The sequence below is a fragment of the Mediterraneibacter torques genome (genome assembly GCF_044591705.1).
GTDB lineage: Bacteria > Bacillota > Clostridia > Lachnospirales > Lachnospiraceae > Mediterraneibacter > Mediterraneibacter torques.
This window is the reverse complement of sequence record NZ_CP172594.1, coordinates 2,460,725-2,484,067: the sequence shown is the minus strand read 5'-3', so window position 1 is coordinate 2,484,067 and position 23,343 is coordinate 2,460,725. Positions and strand designations below refer to the sequence as shown.

The window sequence follows — 23,343 nt, the reverse complement described above, 5'->3', positions numbered from 1 at the left end:
AGGAAATACAAGGATGATAAAGTATTCGATCAGGCGTCAGATGACGGCGATTTTTATCGGATTGTTCAGTCTTATTTTAGGTCTTGTCCTTATTATAAATAACGCTTTTTTAGGACATTATTATCTGTCTCACAAAGCGGATGATCTGATCCGAACATACAATGACGTCAATGCGAAGCTGGAGTCCGGAAGTCTGTCAGATTCTGATTCGGTGAGGGATATTCTGACACAGCTTGAGCGGGCGAACGTTGACCTTGTCGTGGTGGACGGAGGTGGAAATGCGATCCTTACGACACTTGGAGAAAGCGATCCGCGTTTGAAAGAAATGTTCAGCGGCTTATTCGGAATGGAAGGAGTCGATCATGAAAACATACTGAAGCGGAATGAGGACTACACGATTTACAGAGATAAGAGCAGTCAAGTACAAAGAGATGTAGAGTATTTGAAAATGTGGGGAAGATTTATGGACGGCTCATGGTTTATCATGCAGTGTCCTTATGCGAGTATTACGGAAAGTGCATCTCTTGCAAACCGCTTTTTGATCTATCTCGGATGTATCGGAATGGTTATCGGAGGTCTGTTAGTATGGATGTTTTCCCGAAGTATTACAAGACCGATCATGGAACTTGCCGGATTATCCCAGGAGATGGCAAACTTAAATTTCGATACCAAGTATACGCGCGGCGGCATGGATGAGATCGGTGTGCTCGGGAATAATTTCAATAAAATGTCGGAGAAGCTGGAAAGAACGGTGTCAGAACTAAAGCAGGCGAATAATCAGCTGCAGAAAGATATCGAACAGAAAGAAAAGATCGAGGATATGAGAAATGAATTTCTCGGAAACGTGTCTCATGAACTAAAGACGCCGATCGCCCTTATCCAGGGGTATGCGGAAGGGCTGAAAGAAGGAATCAGCGAAGATCCCGAAAGCCGCGAATTTTACTGTGATGTGATCATAGACGAAGCGGCGAAAATGAATGTGATGGTGAAAAATCTTCTGACGCTGAATCAGTTGGAATTCGGCTCTGATGAAGTACAGTTTGAGCGGTTTGATATCGTGCGCCTTGTAAAGGGGGTAATTGTAAGCTGTGAGATCCTTGTTCAGCAGGCAGGGGCAAAGATCAGTTTTATTTCCGATGAAAGTATCTGTGTGTGGGCGGATGAGTTTAAAACAGAGCAGGTTGTACGAAATTATCTTACGAATGCGATCCACCATGTCGGCAATGAGAAGCGCATAGAAGTCCGTATAGAAAATGGGGACGGAAAAGTGCGGATCACTGTGTTTAACAGCGGAACTCCGATTCCGGAAGAAGATATTCCGAAGTTGTGGGATAAGTTCTATAAAGTGGACAAAGCGCATACAAGAGAATATGGCGGCAACGGAATCGGTCTGTCGATCGTGAAAGCGATCATGGAATCGTTCCACCAGAAATACGGAGTAGAGAACTTTGATAATGGAGTAGCGTTTTGGTTTGAATTGGATGCAAAAGCGTGAAAAACTTATAAGTTCAATGCTTTACGTTAGCGCGTAAATGTGCTAAAATGCAACTAATAATTCAAGGATAGTTGCGTAAGAGGGCATACGGCATGCCGGCTGTCAGCGGTCGGTATATCGTATGCCCTTTTTGCAATAGTAAAAAATGTAAAAAAGAGTGTAAAAGTAAGAAGGAGGGCGGGATAAGTATGTATGATAAAATATACGAGATCATTCAATCGGCAGACGATTTCGTATGGGGCTGGGGGATGATCGCACTTTTGCTGGGAACGCATCTGTTTTTGACAGTTCGCACAGGACTTATCCAGAGAAAGACAATTACAAAAGGGATTCGGCTTTCGGTTGCAAAAGAAGAGGGGGCAGACGGAGAAGTCAGTCAGTTCGGAGCGCTTGCAACAGCGCTTGCCTCCACGATCGGAACGGGAAATATCATCGGTGTCGGAACAGCGATCGCTCTGGGCGGTCCGGGAGCTGTATTCTGGTGCTGGATCACGGGCATTTTCGGAATTGCAACGAAGTATGCCGAATCGCTTATTGCGGTAAAGTACAGAGTAAAAACAGAAGACGGGCGAATGCAGGGCGGTGCGATGTATGCGCTGGAGCGCGGACTGAATATGAGGTGGCTCGGTTTGGCGTTCGCTTTTTTGGCAGGTTTTGCTTCTTTTGGAATCGGATGCGCGACTCAGGTAAACGCGATCGCGGAAGTGTGCAGTAAGAACCTTGGGATCGATCCGTTTGTTGTCGGCGTTGTTGTGGCAGGGATGACGGCGGTTGTGATTTTCGGAGGAATAAAAAGTATTGCGAAAGTATGTGAAAAGCTTGTTCCGTTTATGGCGGCTTTCTATGTGATAGGCTGCGTCGTTATATTGTTTATCAATTATGATTACATCATTCCGGCGGTCACGACGATCTGCCGGCTTGCGTTTACAAAAGGAGCGGCCGCAGGCGGACTTGTAGGCGGAGGTATCCGGTATGCCATTCAGTATGGAGTCGCAAGAGGACTTTTCTCAAATGAATCGGGACTTGGTTCGGCTCCGATCGCGGCTGCGGCGGCAAAGACAAAAAATCCGGTCCGTCAGGCTCTTGTTTCTTCCACGGGAACGTTTTGGGATACGGTTGTCGTCTGTTTGATGACCGGACTTGTGCTTGTGACAACGATTATGAAAAATCCGGCGATCAATATTGACGAGGCGGTAAACGGAGGCGAACTGACAACGATGGCGTTTGGTCAGATTCCCTTTTTCGGTTCTCTTATTCTTGTTGTCGGTATTATCTCATTTGCGTATTCGACGATTTTGGGATGGGCGTATTACGGTGAGCGGTGCGTAGAATATTTTGCGGGAAAAGCGGGACTTCTTCCATATCGGCTTCTCTATGTAGCGGTGCTTCTTGTCGCTCCGGTGCTTGCGCTTGATCTTGTGTGGAAGGTGGCGGATATACTGAACGCGTTGATGGCGATACCGAACCTGACCGCAGTGCTGCTCCTTTCTCCGGTTATCGTAAAAGAGACGAAAAAATATATTAAAAATCTGGATGCGGTAGATCATACGCCGATTCCGGTCGTAAAAACAGGAAGAGGAAAAAGAAGATAGAAACACGAAACGAGAAGCGGAAAACTGCCGTACGGAATAAAGAAACGAAAAAGAGAAATATAGAATGAAAAACAAAAGCAGGGAGAGGAAAATATGATCGCAATTATAGACTATGACGCAGGAAATATTAAAAGTGTGGAAAAAGCGCTCTTAAGTCTCGGACAGGAAGTGACAGTTACGGCGAAACAAGATGAAATACTGGGCGCGGATAAGATTGTTTTACCGGGGGTAGGCGCGTTTGGAGACGCTATGGAGAATCTGAGAAAGCGACAACTCGACGCTGTGATCCGGGAAGCAGTGGAAAAGGAAATTCCGTTTCTGGGGATATGCCTTGGACTTCAGGTGTTGTTTGAACAAAGCGAAGAAGCGCCGGGGGTGGAAGGACTTGGGATTTTAAAAGGAAAGATATGCAGGATCCCGAATGCAGAAGGATTAAAAATTCCGCATATGGGGTGGAATTCTCTGCATTTAGAGAATAACGGAAGGCTGTTCAAAGGGATAGAAGATGATCCGTATGTTTATTTTGTGCATTCTTATTATTTGAAAGCAGAGGATGAGCAAATAGTGAAAGCTTCCGCTGAATATGGTGTACATATCCATGCGTCGGTAGAACAAAAAAATGTTTTTGCGTGTCAGTTTCATCCGGAAAAGAGCAGTACGGCGGGACTTCGGATATTGAAAAATTTCGTGGAATTATAAGAGGTGAATGTGATGTTTACAAAGAGAATTATTCCCTGTCTGGATGTAAAAGACGGACGGGTCGTAAAAGGAGTCAACTTTGTAGGTTTGAAAGATGCCGGAGACCCGGTGGAGATCGCGAAGGCATATGACGCGGCAGGAGCGGATGAACTTATATTTCTTGATATTACGGCGTCTTCCGATCAGCGGAAAACGGTAGTCGATATGGTCAGAGAAGTGGCAAAATGTGTTTTCATTCCATTTACTGTCGGCGGAGGAATCCGCACGGTCGATGATTTTCGGGCGCTTCTTCGCGAAGGGGCAGATAAGATTTCCATTAACTCTTCGGCGATCAATACGCCGGAGCTGATCCGCGATGCGGCGGATAAATTCGGCAGTCAGTGCGTTGTAGTGGCGATCGACGCGAAAAAACGTCAGGACGGTTCGGGGTGGAATATTTATAAAAACGGCGGTAGAGTAGACGTTGGGATCGATGCGGTAGAGTGGGCGCAAAAAGTGGAACAACTCGGCGCGGGAGAAATTTTACTTACAAGCATGGACTGTGACGGAACGAAGTCGGGATACGATCTGGAACTGACAAAAGCGATCGCGCAAAGCGTGTCGATTCCTGTGATCGCCTCGGGAGGAGCGGGGAAATTAGAACATTTTAAGGATGCTCTTGCAGAAGGAATGGCAGATGCGGCTCTGGCGGCGTCGCTGTTTCACTATAAAGAACTGGAAATCAGACAGGTGAAAGAGTATTTGGCAAAAGAAGGCGTTTCTGTAAGATTGTGATCTTAGAGGAACAAGGGGAAAGACTGCATGAAGAGACAATACCGATAAAAGCGGCGGAGATACAAACGGAAAGAAAGACGAGGGTGATAAAGATGTCAGGTATAAGCGGAGACTGGTATGAAGCGCTGAAAGGTGAATTTTCAAAGCCATATTACAGAACATTATTTCAGACGGTAAACGAGGAATATAGAACAAGATTGATTTTCCCGCCGGCGGAGGATATATTTAATGCATTTCATTTGACTCCGCTGAAAAAGGTGAAAGTAGTGATACTCGGACAAGACCCTTATCACAATAACGGACAGGCGCACGGGCTTTGCTTTTCAGTGAAAAAGGGAGTGGATGTGCCGCCGTCTCTTGTCAACATTTATAAAGAGCTTCATGATGATCTCGGGTGTACGATCCCTGATCACGGATGCCTTACAAAATGGGCAAATCAGGGAGTTCTCATGTTGAATACTGTGCTGACTGTTCGTGCTCATCAGGCAAATTCCCACAGGGGCATCGGCTGGGAAGAATTTACGGATGCGGCGATCATGGCGTTAAACGGTCAGGACCGTCCGATCGTATTTATTTTATGGGGCGCTCCGGCGCAGAGAAAAAAGGCGATGCTGAACAATCCGAAGCATCTGATATTGACAGCGCCGCACCCGAGTCCGCTGTCGGCATATCGTGGATTTTTCGGGAGCAGACCGTTTAGTAAAACGAATGAGTTTTTAGAGTCGCAAGGCGAAGAGCCTATTGACTGGCAGATCGAATAGAAAAGAAAGCAGAAAGGCTGCAGATGTTTTGCGGCCTTTTTTGTTATAGGGGGAAAACAGAAGTTTTGCGCAGATGAGATTCGGATATTAAGAAATTATTCATAAAATACATAGCGAAATCTAACAAAACATATGATACGATACAAATAACAATGCATCGCTGTTTCGTAAAAAGGCAGATCTGACTGCCGAAGATTCGTATGTGTTGAGACAGGAGATAAAACAAACAGACAGAATGAGTAAAGAAAGCAAAAAGGAGGAGACAGTGAGGGAGATTATCAGTGTGAAAAACCTGTATAAACTGTATCGTGTCGGCGATTCGGTCGTCCGGGCATTGGACGGCGTTAGTTTTTCAGTGTACGAGGGAGAATTTTGTGCGATCGTCGGAACGTCCGGTTCCGGAAAATCGACTCTTTTGAATATGCTTGCCGGACTGGAAAAACCGACTCGCGGGGAAGTGATCGTAGCGGGGAAGCATATCGAGCAGATGAAAGAAAATGAACTTGTAAAGTTCAGAGGAGAAAACGTTGGTTTTATATTTCAGTCGTTTCATCTGATGGGAACGATGAATGCACTGGAAAATGTGGCGCTTCCGCTTACATTTCGCGGAGAGCCGAGAAAAGAACGAATAAAAAAAGCCGACAGAATGCTGGATCTGGTGAGCTTGGAAAAACATAAAAAACATCTGCCGAACCAGTTATCAGGAGGACAGCAGCAAAGAGTAAGCGTGGCAAGGGCGCTTGTGAACGATCCGAAGATTATTTTTGCGGATGAACCTACAGGAGCGCTTGATTCACATACGTCTCAAGATGTGATGCGCCTGATGCAAAGACTCGTAAGAGAGCAGAAAAGAACGCTTGTCATGGTCACGCATGATCGAAGTCAGGCGGAATATGCAGACCGGGTATTGGAGATTATAGACGGAAAAATTGTACACATTACAGAAAACAGGAGGAAAGAGGAAAATGAGAGAGCATAGAAAAATGACGTTGAAACGGATCGGAATCGGAATTTTATGCATGGTGTTTGTGTTGTCTATGCTTGCTCCGCTCGTGGCATTTGCAGAGGAAAAAACAGAGTCCGGAAGTCAGGTGTCAAAGAGAGAGCTTGCGTACATTCAGATCAGTGTCGGCGACGGGCAGGAGACGCCTGTGTTTAAGGCGGGGCAGAAGGTATCCGAGTTTCGGATCAATGTAAAAAACAACGGAAATGTAGACGCGCACAACGTGCGGATAGAACCGGATATCAAGAATGCATCCGACTGGCCCTTTGAACTTGATAAGCTGAATTATGAAAAAGAGTTGTCTACGATCAAAAGCGGCGGACAGACTGCGGCTGTGTGGGGGAGTGAAGAGAAACCTCTTATCGTAAGAGGAGATGTGACAGGGAAGTCTTATAAACTGGAATTTAAGATTTCTTACGATGACGGAGAGAAATCCTATGAGACGGATAAGTATGTCTTTGTAAAAACGACCGCAAAAGAAAAGCCATCGGAAAATCAGGGTGGAAATGCAAACGGCGGAGAGATAAACAACGGAAATACCGGAAACGGAAGCGGCGGATCGGGAAATGCGCAGGGAACGCCGGACGATTCGGGCGCGGTGTTCGGAGGAGTATATACCAGCGATCCGGTCATGGCAGGCGGCTCGGCAGGCGGCGCGGATGCGTCAAGCGCATCTGTTCCGCGGGTGATTGTAACAGGATTTAATACAGAGCCGGCGGAAGTTCGCGCGGGAAGTAATTTTAAATTGATCGTCCACCTGAAAAATACTTCTTCAAAAACTGCTGTTTCAAATATGCTTTTTGATATGCAGGCTCCGTCATCAGGTTCAGAAGGTGCGGCGGAAGCTCCGGCGTTTCTTCCGGCATCGGGTTCAAGCTCTGTTTATCTTGACGGAATTTCTGCCGGAGGAACGAGCGACATTTCAATCGAATTGAATGCACGGGCAGATCTTGTGAAAAAGCCGTACAGTATCAGCATGTCTATGAAGTATGAAGACAGCAGCGCGGCGCAGTATGAGGCGCAGTCAAGCCTTGCGATCCCGGTCATACAGGACGCCCGGTTTGAGTTCAGTAAGATCGAGATCGCGCCGGAGACAGTAGCGGTCGGAGAAGAGGCGAATATTTCCTGCAGTCTGTACAATCTCGGACGGGTGAAGATGTACAATGTGAAAGCTCGTTTTGAAGGCAAGATGATCGAGTCAGACGAACAGTTTATCGGAAATCTTGATTCCGGCGCGACAGGCATGATCGACGCCATCGTGACGGCGAAAGAAGAGACGATGGACAATACAGAGTGTAAGCTGATCTTAACTTATGAAGATGATGCGGGAAATGTATCGACAGCGGAGGAAAAATTTGACCTTACTGTTATGCCGATGTCAGATGCCGGAGACCTGGACGCTATGGCAGATATACCGGAAGAACAGGGGGGGCTGCCGATCGGAATGATCTTGGCAGCAGCCGTAGTTGTGATCGTTGCTGTGGCTGTGGCAATCGTGCTTATTATGAAGAGGAAAAAAGCAAAACGTCTGGAAGCGGAAGAGGAGGAGTTGTTTGATGAGGTGGAGCGATCTGCTGAGGATGAGCGTTAGCAGCCTGCGGCGCAGAAAATTAAGAACGTTTCTTACGGTACTAGGCGTTGTGATCGGAACGGCTTCTATAGTAGTTATGATATCGCTCGGACTCGGACTTCAGGAATCCATGTATAAAGAGGTGGAGCAAAACGGAGGAACGACAAGTATTACCGTGACGGGAAAAGATTCGGGCGGAATGATGTACGGTTATTCGGGAATGTCTTCGGACGAAGAAGAATCGCAGAAATACATCACAGATGATGTGATCAAAGAGTTGAAAAACGTAGCCCATGTGAAAAGTGCAGAGCCGATCTTAAGCATATCGGTAATCGCGCTGAAAGGAAAATATGAAGGCTTTATCGAATTGACAGGAATGACGCCTGAAGGTTTGAAGACATTGAATCTGGAGCTGGAGGATGGCGGGCGGCTTCCTGATCCGAACAGCGCCCAGCTGGAACTTGTATATGGAAATACAGTAATAACGAATTTTTATGAAAAAACATCAGGAAGAGGATATTGGGATTCGGGAGAACTTCCTGATATAGATCTGCAGACGGATTCCGTTTTTCTTATACTCGATCAGGACGGCTATTATCAGTCGCAGAGCGCGGCTTCGGATATCGGCGGCTCTGCCGGAGAAAGCGGAGAAGGCGGAACAGCGTCGGCAAAAACGCCGCCGAAAAAACATGTCGTATCTGCAAGCGGAGTTTTAAAAGGCGGACCGGATACCTATACGGTGAATTCTTATATGACGTTTTGCGATATCAATAAGCTGAGGACGTATCTTGAAAAAGAATTCAGAGGAAGAGCGATTCCGGGGCAGCCGACGACAAAGAGCGGAAAACCATATAATAAGTTTGTATATTCGTCGGCAAAAGTACAGGCGGACGACATGGAAAACGTAGAGGCTGTCTCAGACGCGATTCGGGCGATGGGATATAATGTGTCGTCGAATATCGAATATATCGACAGCATGAAGAAACAGTTTGCAATGGTTCAGGCGGTGCTTGGCGGAATCGGAGCCGTTTCGCTGTTTGTTGCGGCAATCGGAATCGCAAATACGATGATGATGTCTATTTATGAGAGAACGAAAGAAATCGGCGTTATGAAAGTGATCGGATGCAGTCTTGGAAATATTCGTCAGATGTTTCTTTTGGAAGCGGCGTTTATCGGACTTGGCGGAGGTGTGATCGGAAATGTTTTAAGTTTCCTTATGTCTGCGGCGATCAATGCTCTTGTGAAGGGCAAAGAGATGGGAATGACAACAGGGCAGATTTCTTATATTCCTTTGTGGCTTGTTCTTGTTTCTCTTGGGTTTGCAATGCTTGTCGGAACGGCGGCGGGATATTTCCCGGCGAGAAGGGCGATGAAGTTAAGTCCGCTTGCGGCGATCAGAAATGAATGACAACCGGAAACAGGCGGCGGTTAGAAATAAGTGACGATCAGCCGATGATAAGAGGCGCAGATAGATCGGATAATAACGAAAAATGGTAAAAGACAGAGGTGACCGGGGATTATTCCTCGATCACCTCTATTTCTAAATAATCAAAATCAATGCTGTCTACAAAGTTATCCTGATAAAACCGAGCTTTTGCGTGCCGTTTGAAGTCGGCGATCGTTGTGTCAAGCCAGATAGGCTTGCTTAGATCGAACTCATAGCAGATGGCGTCCAAAGCGTTGAAAATCTTATGTGTGCGGGTGTCTGTTGTCTCATCGCAAATGACAGTATCGCGCAGAAGCCTGTTTTCTTTAAATTCTTTTCCCCATAAACGAAACATAACGAAGCTCCTTTCAAAGTTTATGAAATTTATCATACAAAAATCCCGTTGCTTGTGCAAGCCCTTTTTGATATATTAGTATCAGTTCGGGCGCTCGGACAAAATATACATGCAGGGAAAGCCGGCAAGTTTATATCGTGTCTGTGCGGTGAAATGAAAAAAGAAAACATGATGTGACGCAGGAGTTTGTAAAGGAGTAAAAAGATGATCAGAGTATGCGCGATAAATGACAAAGAAATATTGGAAAAGTATTTACAGGAAGAGCCGTATGCCGGAGCAATTTTGGCGGCGATCGAGGAGTTTGGATTTGACGAAAAGTTTCAGACAGTATATCTTGATTCGGAAAAACGAAATCTTGACACCGAGGGAGAGCAAGAAACAGAAGAGACGGTAAAAGGGGTGTATTTGTGGTTTCATAAAAATCTTCTTTTGTACAGTAAAGAAAATAAAGTCGATATAGATTTTCTTGAACAGATGATTTTTATGGCTGCGCCGGACTGTGTTGTGGGAAGGAAGGACAATGTAAATATCGTAAGCTGGCTTTTGACGGATTATCATTTTAAGCAGTCGGACATGATCCCCGAAATCGTGGACGCAGAAGGAAAAACGACTCCGTGTTTTGCGGCAAAAGAAGCGTATGCAGGCGAGTGGGGGTATCTTAAGAAATGAAAAAACTTTTAGATCGGATTTTTATAGATGGTCTGGGCGGCATGGCACAGGGACTTTTTGCTACGCTGATCATAGGAACGATCATTCAGCAGATCGGGTTGTTTATGGGAGGCGGCACAGGAGATCTTATTTATGAACTTGGAAAGATTGCCGCAGGTTTGACAGGTGCAGGCATCGGAGTCGGTGTGGCGCGAAAATTAGAAGCAGGACATCTCGTAATCGTTTCGGCCGCGGTTGTCGGTATGATCGGTGCATTTGCCGGGAAAATCTTATCCGGACAGGTTCTTGTGGATGGAAATCTGGTTCTGGCAGGGCCGGGAGAGCCGTTAGGCGCTTTTGCGGCGGCGTATCTGGCGATCGAGATCGGGATCTTGATCTCGGGTAAAACAAAACTTGATATTATACTGACTCCGCTGGTCTGCATCGGAACGGGATCGGCAGTCGGTCTGTTTGTCGGTCCGCCGATTTCTGAATTTATGTTATGGCTTGGCTCCTTGATCAACTGGGGAACAGAGCAGCAGCCGTTTTTGATGGGAATTGTCGTTTCCGTTTTAATGGGAATGATCCTGACGCTTCCGATCAGCTCAGCGGCGCTTGGAGTAATCCTGAATCTGTCGGGACTGGCGGCAGGGGCGGCGACGATCGGATGCTGCTGTAATATGATCGGATTTGCGGTGGCTAGTTGGAGAGAAAATAAATTCAGCGGATTTCTGGCGCAGGGAATCGGAACGTCGATGCTTCAGATACCGAATATCGTAAGAAGACCTTTGATCTGGCTTCCGGTTATTTTGTCAAGCGCCGTTTTAGGTCCGATCGGAACAATGCTTCTTCATATGACGAACAACGCTACGGGATCGGGTATGGGAACAGCCGGACTTGTCGGTCCGCTTATGACATGGCAGGTAATGACGCAAAGTGAAGCGGGAGTGATCGTGCTCGGAAAGATCATTTTGATCCAGTTTATCCTTCCTGCGGCGGTGACGCTTCTCATTTCTGAGTTTATGCGGAAAAAGAAGTGGATCCGTCAGGGAGATATGAAATTAGAGTTGTAAGAGAAGTCTTAAAAAACAATGAAATCTATGACATGCCTTAGGATTTATGTTAGAATGAAAAAGTAAAATAACTGGCGGAGGCAGTCTGAAATGACGAGTGAACAACAAGTAGAAGCTGCGCTGAAAAGCTATGAGGATGTCGATAGCTGGAAGACGATCATTTTTCTGTATAACGCAGCGCTGAAAGAAGTAGGAACAAAGCTGGAGATTTTGAATGACGAATTTCAGCATGTACATCAATATAATCCGATCGAGCATATAAAGACAAGGATAAAGACGCCGGAAAGCATTGTGAAGAAATTAAGGCGGTATGGCCATGAGACGTCGATCGAGAACATGGTACGCTATATCAATGACATTGCGGGGGTACGTCTTATTTGTTCCTTTACATCTGATATTTACCGTTTGGCGGAGATGATCGGCAATCAAAGCGATCTGAAAGTTCTTTCGATCAAAGATTATATTAAAAATCCAAAAGAAAGCGGTTATAAAAGTTATCATATGCTTGTATCCGTTCCGATCTTTCTTTCCGACAGCGTAGTCGATACAAAAGTGGAAATCCAGATCCGAACGATAGCGATGGATTTTTGGGCGAGTTTGGAACATAAGATTTATTATAAGTTTGAAGGGAATGCGCCTGATTATATAAGCAGAGAATTGAAAGAGTGTGCGAAGATGGTGTCGGAACTTGACGACAAGATGCTCTCTTTGAATGAGGCGATTCAGGCCTGCATGATCAGAGACGATCAGAGAAAAGAAAGTATGGAAGATGTGTTTGACAATGTGATCGGCGAAAGAAGAAAACAGTAAAGAAAATCTTAAGTAATCTTAAGTTTTAAGCTTTGGGGGCAAAAGATATTGATGCTTTTGCCTCTTTTCGTTATACTGTATATTTGGAGGGAAAAGACGAATGCAGGAAGAAAAAACAGAAATAGAACGCTGCGATTTTATACATGTTCATGAAGATGTAGTAAAAAAAGTAAAGGAACACATTCCGGCAGAAAGAGAGCTGAATGATCTTGCGGAATTTTTTAAAGTGTTCGGAGATGTGACGAGACTGAAATTGTTAAGCGTGTTGTTTCATTCGGAGATGTGCGTGTGCGATCTGGCAAAGACGCTGAATATGACTCAGTCGGCGATCTCTCATCAGCTCCGCATTTTGAAACAGATGAAGCTCGTGAAAAACAGAAGGGAAGGAAAGACAGTATTCTATTCTCTTGCAGACGGGCACATTAAAACGATTATTAATCAGGGAATGGAACATATACAAGAGTAATAAAAGAAAAGCCGGCGGGCAGGGAAAGCCGGCAAACAGGAGAAAGCCGACGAACAAGGGGAAGCTGACGAACAGGGAAAAGTTGACGGAAAAGGGAAAAAGGGATGACGAGAGAAACCAGAAAAAGGGAATTGGAGATCGGTATCGGTCTTGTTTTATATTTGCTGGCATTCTTAATAAGCATGCAGGCAAAGATGAAATCAAAGGCGGAGATGCTTTTGTTTTTACTGCCGTATATTGTATCGGCGATCAGTATTTATAAAGAGCAGGCAGAGAAATTTTTGAAAAAGCAGTTTCTGGATGAAAACTTACTGATGATCATAGCGACTGTAGGAGCATTTTTTGTAGGACGTTACAAAGAAGCCGTTGCGGCGATGCTCTTTTATCAGGTCGGAAAACTTGTAGAAGAAATCTCTCTGAGCAGGACGAAAAAATCTATTGCGAAATTTATTGATATTCGTCCGGAATATGCGAACCTGAAAATCGGAAACACAGAAAAGATTGTTCCGCCGCAGGAGCTGAATTTGAGACAGACGATCGTACTGCATCCGGGAGACAAGATCCCGGTTGATGCGGTTGTGACAAGCGGAACGGGAACAGTTGATATGAAAGCGCTGACAGGAGAACCGGATCCTGTCACTGTGCGGATCGGAGACAGGCTGTTCAGCGGAAGCATCAATCTGAACAGCGTGTTGGAAGCCAGAGTTGAGAAACTGTACAATGATTCTACTGCGGCGAAGATTATGCGGCTTGTAGAAAGCGCAAATGAAAACAAATCGGAGAGCGTACATTTTGTAGATAAATTCACAAAATATTATACGCCGATCGTTATTTTGATCGCGCTTTTAACTGTCATTCTCCCGCCTATGATGTTTGTGGAGGCGAAGGCTGAGTGGATATACAGAGGATTGATCATTCTTGTGGCGGCATGTCCGTGCGGGTTGATGGTTTCTATACCGCTTGCGTTTTTGGGCGGGATAGGATCTGCTTCAAAGCAGGGCGTTCTGATAAAAAGCGGAGCTGTTTTGGAAGATCTGATCCGGGTAGACACATATGTTTTTGATAAAACGGGAACACTGACGGAAGGCGTATTTCATGTGAAAGATATTGTTCCGTATAAGTTTGAAAAGGAAAGACTGTTGGAGCTTGCGGCTTTGGCGGAAAGTTATTCAAAGCATCCGGTGGCGCTGTCTCTTGCGGAAGCTTATGGAAAGCCGGCTGAAAGTACGCGGATCAAAGATGTGAAAGAAGAACCGGGGTACGGTGTTCATGCGTTTGTGGACGGACTGGAAGTTTATGCCGGGAACACAAGGCTGATGAACCGGGAAGGAATCCTCTACGCACAGACGGAAAAAGACGGAACTGCCGTTCATGTGGCTGTTGACGGAAAGTATGCGGGATACATATTGATTGCGGATACGATTCGTAAAGATACGGGAAAACTGATGCGCTGGATGCGAAAGAAAAATATGGGAACGGTTATGCTGACCGGAGATAACGAGCGTACGGCGGAAAAAGTGGCGGCAGAGCTGAAAATCGACAGCGTTTATGCGGAGCTGATGCCGGAAGATAAAGTGCAGCTTCTGGAAGAGTTTTGCAATGACCGCATGGAAAATGAAAAATTGGCGTTTGTAGGAGATGGAATGAATGACGCGCCTGTTTTGGCGCTTGCAGACATCGGCATCGCGATGGGCGGTCTCGGCGCGGATGCCGCGCTTGAGGCGGCGGACATTATCCTTATGGAAGATGAGCCGTCGAAGATTATAAATGCGGTGCGGATCGCAAAAGGAACGATCCGGTCTGTACGGGGAAATGTATTGTTTGCGATCGGTATGAAAGTATTTTTAGTCATACTTGCGTTTTTCGGTCTTGTGACGATGCAAAGCGCTATTATAGCAGACATGGTTGTGATGGTAATTAATATTTTGAATTCATTTTGGATGATGAAGTATCCGGAATCGGGGGTGTAAACGAATCGTGAAAATCAAAAAACAGATCGTGTTGGCGGCAGTTCTTTGTATGGCTGTGCCGACTGTGGCATCAGGCTGTGCAAACAGTGCGAAATCAGGTGTAGAGGCATTGGAGGCAGGAGATTATAAAGAGGCGCAGGCACAGTTTGAAAAACTGACTGAAGAAAAGGATAAGAAGAAATCGGCAGAGGGGTATCGGGGACTTGCGATGACATATTATGAGCAGGAGGAGTATAGCTCGGCTCTCGATGCGTTTAAAAAAGCTGTTGACACAGGAGTAGTACAGACGACTCAGATCTATAATCTGATGGGTATTTGTGCAATGAAGACAGAGGATTACGAGGCGGCTCTTGAATATATACAGGCGGGTCTTGCCATGGCGGAAACAGATATGTCAGGTGAAGAAGAGAAGAATTCGGAAAATGGAAAAGATTCTGCTGAAATGATTCAGGAGATGAGATATAACGAAGTTGTCTGTTATGAAAAACTGGCTGATTGGGAAAACGCGAAGCAAAAAGCGTCCGAGTATCTGATCGAATATCCGGAAGATACGGCGATGGAAAGAGAAGCCGAGTTTTTGGAAACGAGATAAACACCGTTTGGCAAAAGAAAGTTCTCATGAAAGGGAATTTTTCGTGAAAGGAAAATCTACGTAAAGGGAAAATCTATGTGGAGGGAAAATCTATGTGGAGGGAAAATCTTTGTGAAGGGAAAATTCTCATAAAAGAAAATTCGGAGAAATAATATGTATGAGATGGAGCAAATCGACGAGAGGGTGATCCTCGTCGGAATCGATACGGGAAATGAAGATGCGGCAAACCGTTCGCTTGACGAACTTTCGGAATTGGCGAAAACTGCAAAAGCGGCTGTAGTCGGCAGGCTGATCCAGCCAAGAGAGAGCGCGCATCCGGGAACATATATCGGGAAAGGCAAATTGACGGAACTCAAAGATCTTATATGGGAGACTGACGCGACGGGGATTATTTGCGACGATGAGCTGACGAGCGCACAATTAGGCAACCTTGAAGAAGAACTGTCATGTAAAATTATAGACAGGACGCTTTTGATCCTTGATATTTTTGCGGCGCGGGCAGTATCGGGAGAAGGAAAGATCCAGGTGGAGCTTGCTCAGCTTCGATACAGAGCGTCAAGACTGGCGGGGCTTGGCAGATCTTTATCCCGTCTCGGCGGGGGGATCGGAACGAGAGGTCCGGGAGAAAAAAAGCTGGAGATGGACAGGCGTTTGATCAGAGAACGGATCAGCAGACTGAAAAAAGAACTAAAAGACGTGGAAAAGCATCGGGAATTAATACGGACACAGAGAAAACAGTCGGGATTAAAGGTGGCGGCTTTAGTAGGATATACATCGGCGGGAAAGAGCAGTATAGAAAATGCGCTGACAAATGCCGGCATTTTAGAAGACGCCATGCTGTTTTCTACATTAGATACTACAACCCGCTCTCTTGTTCTCGATAATACGCAGGAAATATTAGTTACAGATACGGTCGGTTTTATAAGAAAACTGCCTCATCACCTTGTGGAAGCGTTTAAAAGTACGTTAGAAGAAGCGAAGTATGCGGACATTATTATTCATGTGGTAGATGCGTCTAATCCGCAAATGGATGAGCAAATGCATGTCGTTTACGATACATTGCGTCAGCTTGGAGCGGCAGACCGACCGGTGATCACACTTTTTAATAAGCAGGATAAACTCGAGTCGGCAGGCAGCTATCGGGATTTTCAGGCGGAATATTCAATTCCGGCTTCGGCAAAAACAGGAGAAGGTCTTGCAGAACTAAAAAAGGCGCTTCTCGAGATCGTACGAAGAGAACAGATCTATGTGGAGCGTTTGTATGATTTCTCGGAAGCATCGAAAATTCAGCTTATCCGAAGTCGTGGACAACTTTTGTCGGAGAAGTATGTTCCGGAAGGGATTGAAGTGAAAGCGTACGTTCCGAAAGATATTTATGGGAAGGTTTGTATATAATTACCAAAAATAAAGGGGGAAATATGAGGGAACGATAGTTTTAAAGCTGTAAGATAGTAATGAAACCGGTAGGGAAAGTGGTGCAAAAAGCGGAAAATAATTTGACATTTTTGTTGAAAATTGGTAACATTATTTAGATGATACAAGAAAATATGTGACAGAGTATTGCTGTACAGAGCAGGCAAGACCTTTTTAACTGATTATATGGTTGGTAAAGCAGGGATTGCATTTTTTCTTGTATTATGAGGAAATCAGGGGATTATTTCCGAGAAAAAGTTATGAAAAAGGAGGAACAAGGAAGCAATGCATAACGTGAAAAAGTCATTCAAAAGACTATTGGCGGTATCATTATGCGCAAGCTGCGTCTTGTCAAATGGGATGCTTTCTCTTGCGGAAGGGGCAGAGGACAAGGCGGTGAATCTGGCTTTGGGATGTCAGGCGACTGCAAATGCCCAGTACAATCAAAACGGTAATGATATGAGCGCGTCAAAGGCAGTTGACGGCAACGATGAAACGCGGTGGTCTTCTGAAGGTGCGGCCCCGGGATGGCTGCAAGTGGACTTGGGAGAACAAAAGTCCTTTACGCAGTTCCGCATCTTAAGTGAAGGCGGTACAGGAGTTACCGTAGGAAAACAGTTGATCGGGAAGTTCAAAATCGAAGGTTCTAACGACAATTCAAAGTGGACTTTGATCCATCAGTCGGAGGATAAACAGGCGGAAGGTTTTCCGCAGGATACAGTGGTAACGCTGGAAAAACCGGTAAGTTACCGATACGTGAAGCTGACGGTGGAGTCGTTGAAAACAGGAGCTTTTGACAGCGTTTCGATTCGCGAATTTGAGATCCGTGATAAAGAAGAGACAACTCCGGAAAAACCGCAAGACCCGGAAGAAAACGTGGCTCTGAAAAAAACGGCAGCAGCAGATTCTACAGAAGATAATAGTTTGATCGCGGCGAAAGCGTTTGACGGCAACACAAAAGATCGAAGCTCAAGATGGAGTAGCGCGGTAGCGGACGCCCCGCACTGGATTTATGTCGATCTCGGAAAAGAAATGGATGTAAAAACAGTCTGTATTTTCTGGGAAACAAGAAAAGCGACGGACTATAAGATCCAGATCGCAAACACGGCAGAAGCGCCGGCGGAATCCGATTGGAAAGATGTGAAGCACGTACAGGATCGTCCGAAGGCATTGAAAGATGCAATCGTGTTGGATAAAGTTGAGAAAGCAAGATATGTGCGCTTGTACATCAATTCATTTACAAAGAATGATCCTGATAATGAAGGGGCAAGCTGGAATTCGATCTCGATTTATGAAATGGAAGTATACGGCGGCGAGCCTAAGGTAGATATCGAGGAAGGAATCTCGGTTGATACTCCGAAAAAGGGTGATAAGAAGCTGACAGTCCATATTCCGGAAGAAACAAAAACGGAAAAGGTAACATATAACGGAACGGATTATGAACAGGTTGTAGATGCGGATTTGAATCTTTATCAGCCGGTTGTAGATACGACAGTGAAAGTTTCCTTTAAAATCGAGAATAAAGAAAACGGCTCTTATCGTTTCAAGGAAATTCCGGTAACAGTTCCGGGAGAATATGAAACGAAAGAAGGAGATAACGCAGCGCCGGACGTTTTGCCGGAAATCAGAGAATGGAAGGGAAATGCCGGAACGTTTGCTCCGAATGCGGGAAGCCGTATTGTCATTAAAGATGCAGAACTTCAGGAAATGGCAGATGCATTTGCAAAAGATTATGAGGCAATTATGGGACAGACGCTCCCTGTAGTAACTGCAGATTCGGCGAATGCAGGCGACTTTTTCTTTGCGCTGACAAAAGAAGGAAAGGGACTGCAGGAGGAAGGCTACCTTATGACGGTAGATGAAAAGACTGCGGTAGAAGCGGAGACAACAACAGGAGCATTCTGGGCAACAAGAACGATTTTACAGAGCCTGAAAGCGAACGGAAATATTCCGCAGGGTGTTGCAAGAGACTACCCGCTTTATAAAGTACGCGGATTCTTTTTGGATGTCGGACGTAAGACGTTTACAATGGACTGGCTGGAAGATACGGTAAAACAGATGTCATGGTATAAGATGAACGACTTCCAGATCCATCTGAACGATAACCTGATCCCGCTGGAGCACTATTCCCAGATCGGAGAAGATCCGATGCAGGCATATTCTGCATTCCGTCTGGAATCTGATATTAAAGAAGGCGGAAAAGACGGTCTGTATAAGGCGGATCTGACGAGTAAAGACGTATTCTATACAAAAGACGAGTTCCGAAACCTGATTCAGGAATCAAGGGTATACGGAGTGGATATTGTACCGGAGATCGATACGCCGGCACATTCTCTTGCTTTGACAAAGGTAAGACCGGATCTGCGTCACGGTACATACGGAAGAGACAACGATCATCTTGCGCTGAAAGAAAAATATGATGAAAGTCTGGAATTCGTACAGAGTATTTTCAATGAATATATGGGAAAAGATCTGTCCGATCCGGTATTCGATAAAGATACGGTCGTACATGTCGGCGCGGATGAATATACGGCGGCGCCGGAAGCATACAGAAAGTTTGCGGACGACATGCTTAAGTATGTGCAGGACAGCGGACGTACGCCGCGTATCTGGGGAAGTCTTTCCACGATCAAGGGAGAAACTTCGGTGCGCAGCGAAGGCGTGCAGATGAACCTGTGGAACTTTGGCTGGGCAAATATGGACAAGATGTACGAGCAGGGTTACGATTTGATCAACTGCAACGACGGAAATTACTACATTGTTCCGAATGCCGGCTATTACTATGATTATCTGAATGAAGATACATTATATAATCTGGCAATCAACTCTATCGGCGGAGTGACAATTCCGGCAGGAGATAAACAGATGATCGGCGGCGCTATTGCGGTATGGAACGACATGACAGACTATCTGGAAAACGGTGTCAGCGAATATGACGTATATGATCGTATCGACAATGAGATCGCATTGTTTGGCGCAAAGCTGTGGGGAAAAGGAAATAAAGACTTAAGCGCGGCAAAAGAAGATTATGCGGCGCTTGGAACAGCTCCGCGGACAAACTTTACATACGAGACAGAGAAAAACGAAGAAGGCGCGGCAGTTCATTATCCGATGGATAATATGAAAGATGCTTCCGGCAGCGGACAGGATCTTAAAGAAGGAAAGAATGCCGCTATCGAAAGCGTAGACGGAAGAAACGCGCTGAAGCTCGAAGGCAAAGAAAGCTATGTAAGTACAGATCTTGCGACGGCAGGACTTGGAAATGATTTGCGCGTAAAAGTAAAGAGGACAACAGACGGCGACGAAGAACAGATTCTCTTTGAAAGCAGCTACGGAACGATCAAAGCAGTTCAAAAAGAAACCGGAAAGGTTGGTTTCACAAGAGAAAATCATGATTATTCCTTTAACTATAAACTGCCTGTCAATGAATGGGTAGAACTGGAATTTAAAAATGAGCAGAATAAGACATATCTCTATGTCAACGGAGAGTTAAGAGACGTACTTGGAGACGATGAACGGGTAGAGGGAAGACCGCTGCTTGCGACAACGATGTTCCCGATCGAAAGAATCGGAAGTACTAAGAATGCGTTCACAGGTTACGTGGACGACGTCCGCCTTGGAACGAATGCTGATTTTGCGTCTACAATGCCGCTTGATTACGCAGTGCTTACTGCAAATCAGGTAATCGGAAAAACGGAAAATGCACAACTTGCCCAGCTTGTAAAAGAGGCAGAGGCGATATTTGCAGCTTATAATCCTGACGCGTCGGCAATCAATGACTTGGCGGCAGAGATAAAAGCAGTTTTAGACGACAGCGATTACAAAGAAGCGGACTACAGCAGAATTGAAACGCTCAAGAAGACAATCCCGTCGGATCTTTCTCCGTTTACAGAAGAATCGGCGGCATGGCTTGAGTACGTGCTTTCGCAGATTCGTACCGGACTGCCGGAAGAAATGCAGAGTACGGTAGACGGTTATGAGAAAATGCTGGCAGATGCTCTGGCAGGTCTGACACTGGTTGAAGAAAGAAATGTCAACTATGTAGATAATGCAAAACTTACGGCGACAGCATCCTCGCATCAGGATAACGGATCTGCGCCGGATAAAGCGCTGGATGGAGACACAAACACAATCTGGCATTCAAAGTGGGATATCACAACTATGCCCCATTGGATCGATCTTGAAATGGAAGAACCAATGGCGGTTGACGGACTTACTTATGTGCCGCGTCAGACAGGAACAAACGGAAATGTGACTAAGTATGAGATTCAGATCAGCAATGACGGAACAAATTATACGAAGCATGCAGAAGGCACATTGAAAAATAATGCGGATACAAAAGTAATTGATTTTAACAAAGTTACTACGAAACATGTGCGTCTGGTTTATCTGGAGGCGGCAAATAACAATGGCGCTGCGGCAGAATTAAAACTGCATCAGGCCGACGTTCCGGCAGATATTGAAGGTTTGACTGCTGTGATCACCGAGGCAAAAGCAATCAAGAATGAAGGATTTACAAAAGAATCATGGGATGCGCTTCAGAACAAGATTGCAGAGGCAGAAGAATTGGCGTCTGCGGAAAATGCAGATGCGAATGATGTGGAAATCATGAAGAGAGAATTATCAAAAGCAATGACATCTCTCATTTTAGAGGACAAGGTAACTTCAGATCCAGAACCGGGCAAAGTGGATAAGAGCAAACTGCAGGAGCTTTATAATAAATATAAAGGTATCAAAGCAGACGGGTATACAGCAGAAAGTTGGACGGCATTTGCTGAAGCACGTACAGAGGCGGAAACGGTTCTTGCAAATGAAAAAGCAACACAGGAAAAAGTGGATAAAGCGGCGGAGAATCTTGAAAAAGCGTTTAAATCACTCAAGAAAGAGGAAACGAAGCCGGATCCAGACCCGACACCGGATCCAGACCCGGGCGCTGCAGATGTAAGCGGACTGAAGAATCTTTATGAAGCGTATAAAGACATTAAATCGGACGGGTACACAGCAGAAAGCTGGGCGGCATTTGATAAAGCCCGTGCAGAAGCAGAAAAGATCCTTGCAAATCCGAATGCGACACAAGATGATGTGAATGCGGCGAAAGCGGCTCTGGAAGCAGCTTATAAAGGTCTTGTTCCTAAGACGCAGCCGAATCCGACACCGGGCGGAAACGGCGGAAACGTTGGCAGCACAGCGGTTGTCACAGGAGACAGCGCAAATATCGCAGGATATCTGACAGTTCTTCTGGCAGCAGGTGGAATCGCTGTAGTAACATTCTTTAGAAGAAAAAGAGTGAAATAAAAAACATCTGATTCGTAAGATGCTGTATGAAATACAAAAGGCGGTGCGTGTAAAGCATCGCCTTTTGTGTATGAGTAATCCCATATCAGATCTTCCGATATCGAAATAGTAGTTCGTACAATCGAAATAAGATACAGACATCTCCCAGATACAGATTTTGTAATGGTGAATTAATGACAGGAATTCTGTCATTGAAAAAAGATAAAATATTTGTGCAAAAATAGAAGATGTGTTATTCTTTTATCACAAATTCAGTTTTCTGAGAATGTGGGAAGAAAAAGAACCGGTTTTATTTCGTTGAATTCTAATAATCTTGCGGCAGTCGCTGCAGTGAAAATCAAATTTGTAAAAAAACATGAGAAAAGAAAAAGGGATAAAGGCGCTGAGGAAAGCGCGTATTTTTGATTGCTTCATATAATTATGTTTGCTACAATGAAAGAGGAAATCGGTTGAAAAATAAAAGAATACACAGGAAGTATAAAGACAGGGTTTTCCGTATTATTTTTCGAGATAAAAAGGAACTTCCGGAGCTGTATAACGTGGTTAATGACAGCGCGTATACGAATCCCGATGAACTGACGATCACAACGATTGAAGATGTTGTGTACATGGGAATGAAGAATGACTTGTCCTTTATTATCGGTGATGTGATGAATTTATATGAACATCAAAGTTCATATAGTCCAAATCTGCCGCTGAGAGGATTGTTTTACTTTGCGTCGCTTTATCGGGAACGGATCGAAGATGTGAAACAAAAGCTCTATATGAACGTTCCTTTACATATCCCGTTCCCGCAGTATATTGTTTTTTATAACGGAACGAAACAAGAGCCGGAACGACAGGAACTGAAACTAAGCGACTTGTTTGTTAAGACGGGAAAAGAAGTGCCGCCGGCGCTTGAATGTAAAGCGGTTGTGCTGAATATTAATTTTGGTCACAACAGAGAACTTATGGAAAAGTGTGTGACACTGCGGGAATATTCCCGGTTTGTCGCAATGATCCGTCAGCAGATGTCAGGAGAACTTCCGTTTGAAGAGGCGGTAGAGCGGGCGGTAGACACTTGCATCCGTCAGGGAATTTTGTCTGAAATACTTCGTAAAAATCGGTCGGAGGTAATCGATATGATTTTGACGGAATATAATGAGGAAGAGTTTTCTTTATCGGAAGGTGAAGCGGAACAATATGTGAAAAAAGTGCTTGACAATTTGGATGAGTAGTGATATTTTATAAAAGTAATTGACTGCCGAAGACAGCAGGTGCCGTTAGGCATAAGGTTGAGAACGCCTGCCGAGGAAGATACGAATTCTTTTTAAAAAGAACATTTGTAAACCTCTGTGTCTTCTGTCGCAGAGGTTTTTTGTATAGGCGACGAGCCAAAGTTCGGGGTTGCCCGGGATGTTG

18 protein-coding genes and 1 other annotated feature are annotated in these 23,343 nt (G+C 45.1%); of the genes, 17 read left to right on the top strand and 1 reads right to left on the bottom strand.

Annotated elements, in window-relative coordinates; translation table 11 throughout:
* Positions 1–13: 13 nt before the first annotated feature.
* From ACH9UM_RS11590 to ACH9UM_RS11555, 8 genes are all read left to right on the top strand, one after another.
* Positions 14–1,495 carry a HAMP domain-containing sensor histidine kinase gene (locus ACH9UM_RS11590; protein ID WP_004846939.1) on the top strand — a complete coding sequence of 494 codons (1,482 nt, stop codon included), beginning with the start codon at positions 14–16 and terminating at the stop codon, positions 1,493–1,495.
* Positions 1,496–1,683: 188 nt separating this feature from the next.
* Entirely contained in the window at positions 1,684–3,087 is a 1,404-nt protein-coding gene (locus ACH9UM_RS11585; RefSeq protein ID WP_009320117.1) for a sodium:alanine symporter family protein, read from the top strand.
* 93 nt (positions 3,088–3,180) lie between these two features.
* Positions 3,181–3,786, top strand: coding sequence for an imidazole glycerol phosphate synthase subunit HisH (gene hisH / locus ACH9UM_RS11580; RefSeq protein ID WP_004846936.1), 606 nt, complete (start codon positions 3,181–3,183; stop codon positions 3,784–3,786).
* Between the two features lie 12 nt (positions 3,787–3,798).
* The gene (hisF, locus tag ACH9UM_RS11575) at positions 3,799–4,560 is read left to right on the top strand and encodes an imidazole glycerol phosphate synthase subunit HisF (protein ID WP_004846935.1); all 762 of its coding nucleotides are present in this window, start codon (positions 3,799–3,801) and stop codon (positions 4,558–4,560) included.
* A 92-nt stretch (positions 4,561–4,652) separates the two neighbouring features.
* Positions 4,653–5,321 (top strand): uracil-DNA glycosylase, encoded by a 669-nt coding sequence (ung, locus tag ACH9UM_RS11570; protein WP_004846934.1) that lies wholly within the window; start codon positions 4,653–4,655, stop codon positions 5,319–5,321.
* A gap of 235 nt (positions 5,322–5,556) precedes the next feature.
* Positions 5,557–6,300, top strand: a complete 744-nt coding sequence (locus ACH9UM_RS11565) for an ABC transporter ATP-binding protein (protein ID WP_004846933.1) — start codon at positions 5,557–5,559, stop codon at positions 6,298–6,300.
* Positions 6,287–7,915 (top strand): COG1361 S-layer family protein, encoded by a 1,629-nt coding sequence (locus ACH9UM_RS11560; RefSeq protein ID WP_004846932.1) that lies wholly within the window; start codon positions 6,287–6,289, stop codon positions 7,913–7,915. The genes ACH9UM_RS11565 and ACH9UM_RS11560 overlap by 14 nt, the downstream gene beginning before the upstream one ends.
* Positions 7,881–9,302, top strand: a complete 1,422-nt coding sequence (locus ACH9UM_RS11555; protein WP_009243044.1) for an ABC transporter permease — start codon at positions 7,881–7,883, stop codon at positions 9,300–9,302. The genes ACH9UM_RS11560 and ACH9UM_RS11555 overlap by 35 nt, the downstream gene beginning before the upstream one ends.
* A 109-nt stretch (positions 9,303–9,411) precedes the next feature.
* Here the strand turns inward: ACH9UM_RS11555 and ACH9UM_RS11550 are convergent, their stop codons facing one another.
* Complete coding sequence (locus ACH9UM_RS11550) at positions 9,412–9,675, bottom strand: hypothetical protein (RefSeq protein WP_009243043.1); 264 nt, start codon at positions 9,673–9,675, stop codon at positions 9,412–9,414.
* Positions 9,676–9,879: 204 nt separating this feature from the next.
* On the opposite strand from ACH9UM_RS11550, the gene ACH9UM_RS11545 reads away from it, so the two are divergent.
* The 9 genes from ACH9UM_RS11545 to ACH9UM_RS11505 all read left to right on the top strand — a co-directional run bounded on the left by ACH9UM_RS11545 (position 9,880) and on the right by ACH9UM_RS11505 (position 23,159).
* Positions 9,880–10,344, top strand: coding sequence for a hypothetical protein (locus ACH9UM_RS11545; RefSeq protein ID WP_055158720.1), 465 nt, complete (start codon positions 9,880–9,882; stop codon positions 10,342–10,344).
* On the top strand, positions 10,341–11,396 hold the full coding sequence (locus ACH9UM_RS11540; RefSeq protein WP_004846927.1) for a PTS transporter subunit IIC: 1,056 nt from the start codon (positions 10,341–10,343) through the stop codon (positions 11,394–11,396). Before ACH9UM_RS11545 ends, ACH9UM_RS11540 begins: the two co-directional genes overlap by 4 nt.
* Positions 11,397–11,486: 90 nt before the next feature.
* A complete protein-coding gene (locus tag ACH9UM_RS11535; RefSeq protein WP_004846925.1) occupies positions 11,487–12,206 on the top strand; it encodes a GTP pyrophosphokinase family protein in 720 nt (239 codons plus the stop codon).
* A gap of 100 nt (positions 12,207–12,306) precedes the next feature.
* The gene (locus tag ACH9UM_RS11530; protein ID WP_004846919.1) at positions 12,307–12,672 is read left to right on the top strand and encodes a metalloregulator ArsR/SmtB family transcription factor; all 366 of its coding nucleotides are present in this window, start codon (positions 12,307–12,309) and stop codon (positions 12,670–12,672) included.
* Positions 12,673–12,776: 104 nt separating this feature from the next.
* Complete coding sequence (locus ACH9UM_RS11525; RefSeq protein ID WP_004846917.1) at positions 12,777–14,642, top strand: heavy metal translocating P-type ATPase; 1,866 nt, start codon at positions 12,777–12,779, stop codon at positions 14,640–14,642.
* Positions 14,643–14,649: 7 nt separating this feature from the next.
* Positions 14,650–15,234 carry a lipopolysaccharide assembly protein LapB gene (locus ACH9UM_RS11520; RefSeq protein ID WP_009243041.1) on the top strand — a complete coding sequence of 195 codons (585 nt, stop codon included), beginning with the start codon at positions 14,650–14,652 and terminating at the stop codon, positions 15,232–15,234.
* A 153-nt stretch (positions 15,235–15,387) separates the two neighbouring features.
* The gene (gene hflX / locus ACH9UM_RS11515; protein WP_004846915.1) at positions 15,388–16,629 is read left to right on the top strand and encodes a GTPase HflX; all 1,242 of its coding nucleotides are present in this window, start codon (positions 15,388–15,390) and stop codon (positions 16,627–16,629) included.
* Positions 16,630–16,932: 303 nt separating this feature from the next.
* Entirely contained in the window at positions 16,933–21,942 is a 5,010-nt protein-coding gene (locus tag ACH9UM_RS11510) for a discoidin domain-containing protein (RefSeq protein ID WP_287500686.1), read from the top strand.
* A 449-nt stretch (positions 21,943–22,391) separates the two neighbouring features.
* Positions 22,392–23,159, top strand: coding sequence for a hypothetical protein (locus ACH9UM_RS11505; protein WP_009321449.1), 768 nt, complete (start codon positions 22,392–22,394; stop codon positions 23,157–23,159).
* An 8-nt stretch (positions 23,160–23,167) separates the two neighbouring features.
* Positions 23,168–23,310 (top strand) — a sequence feature (ribosomal protein L10 leader region).
* Positions 23,311–23,343 lie beyond the last annotated feature (33 nt).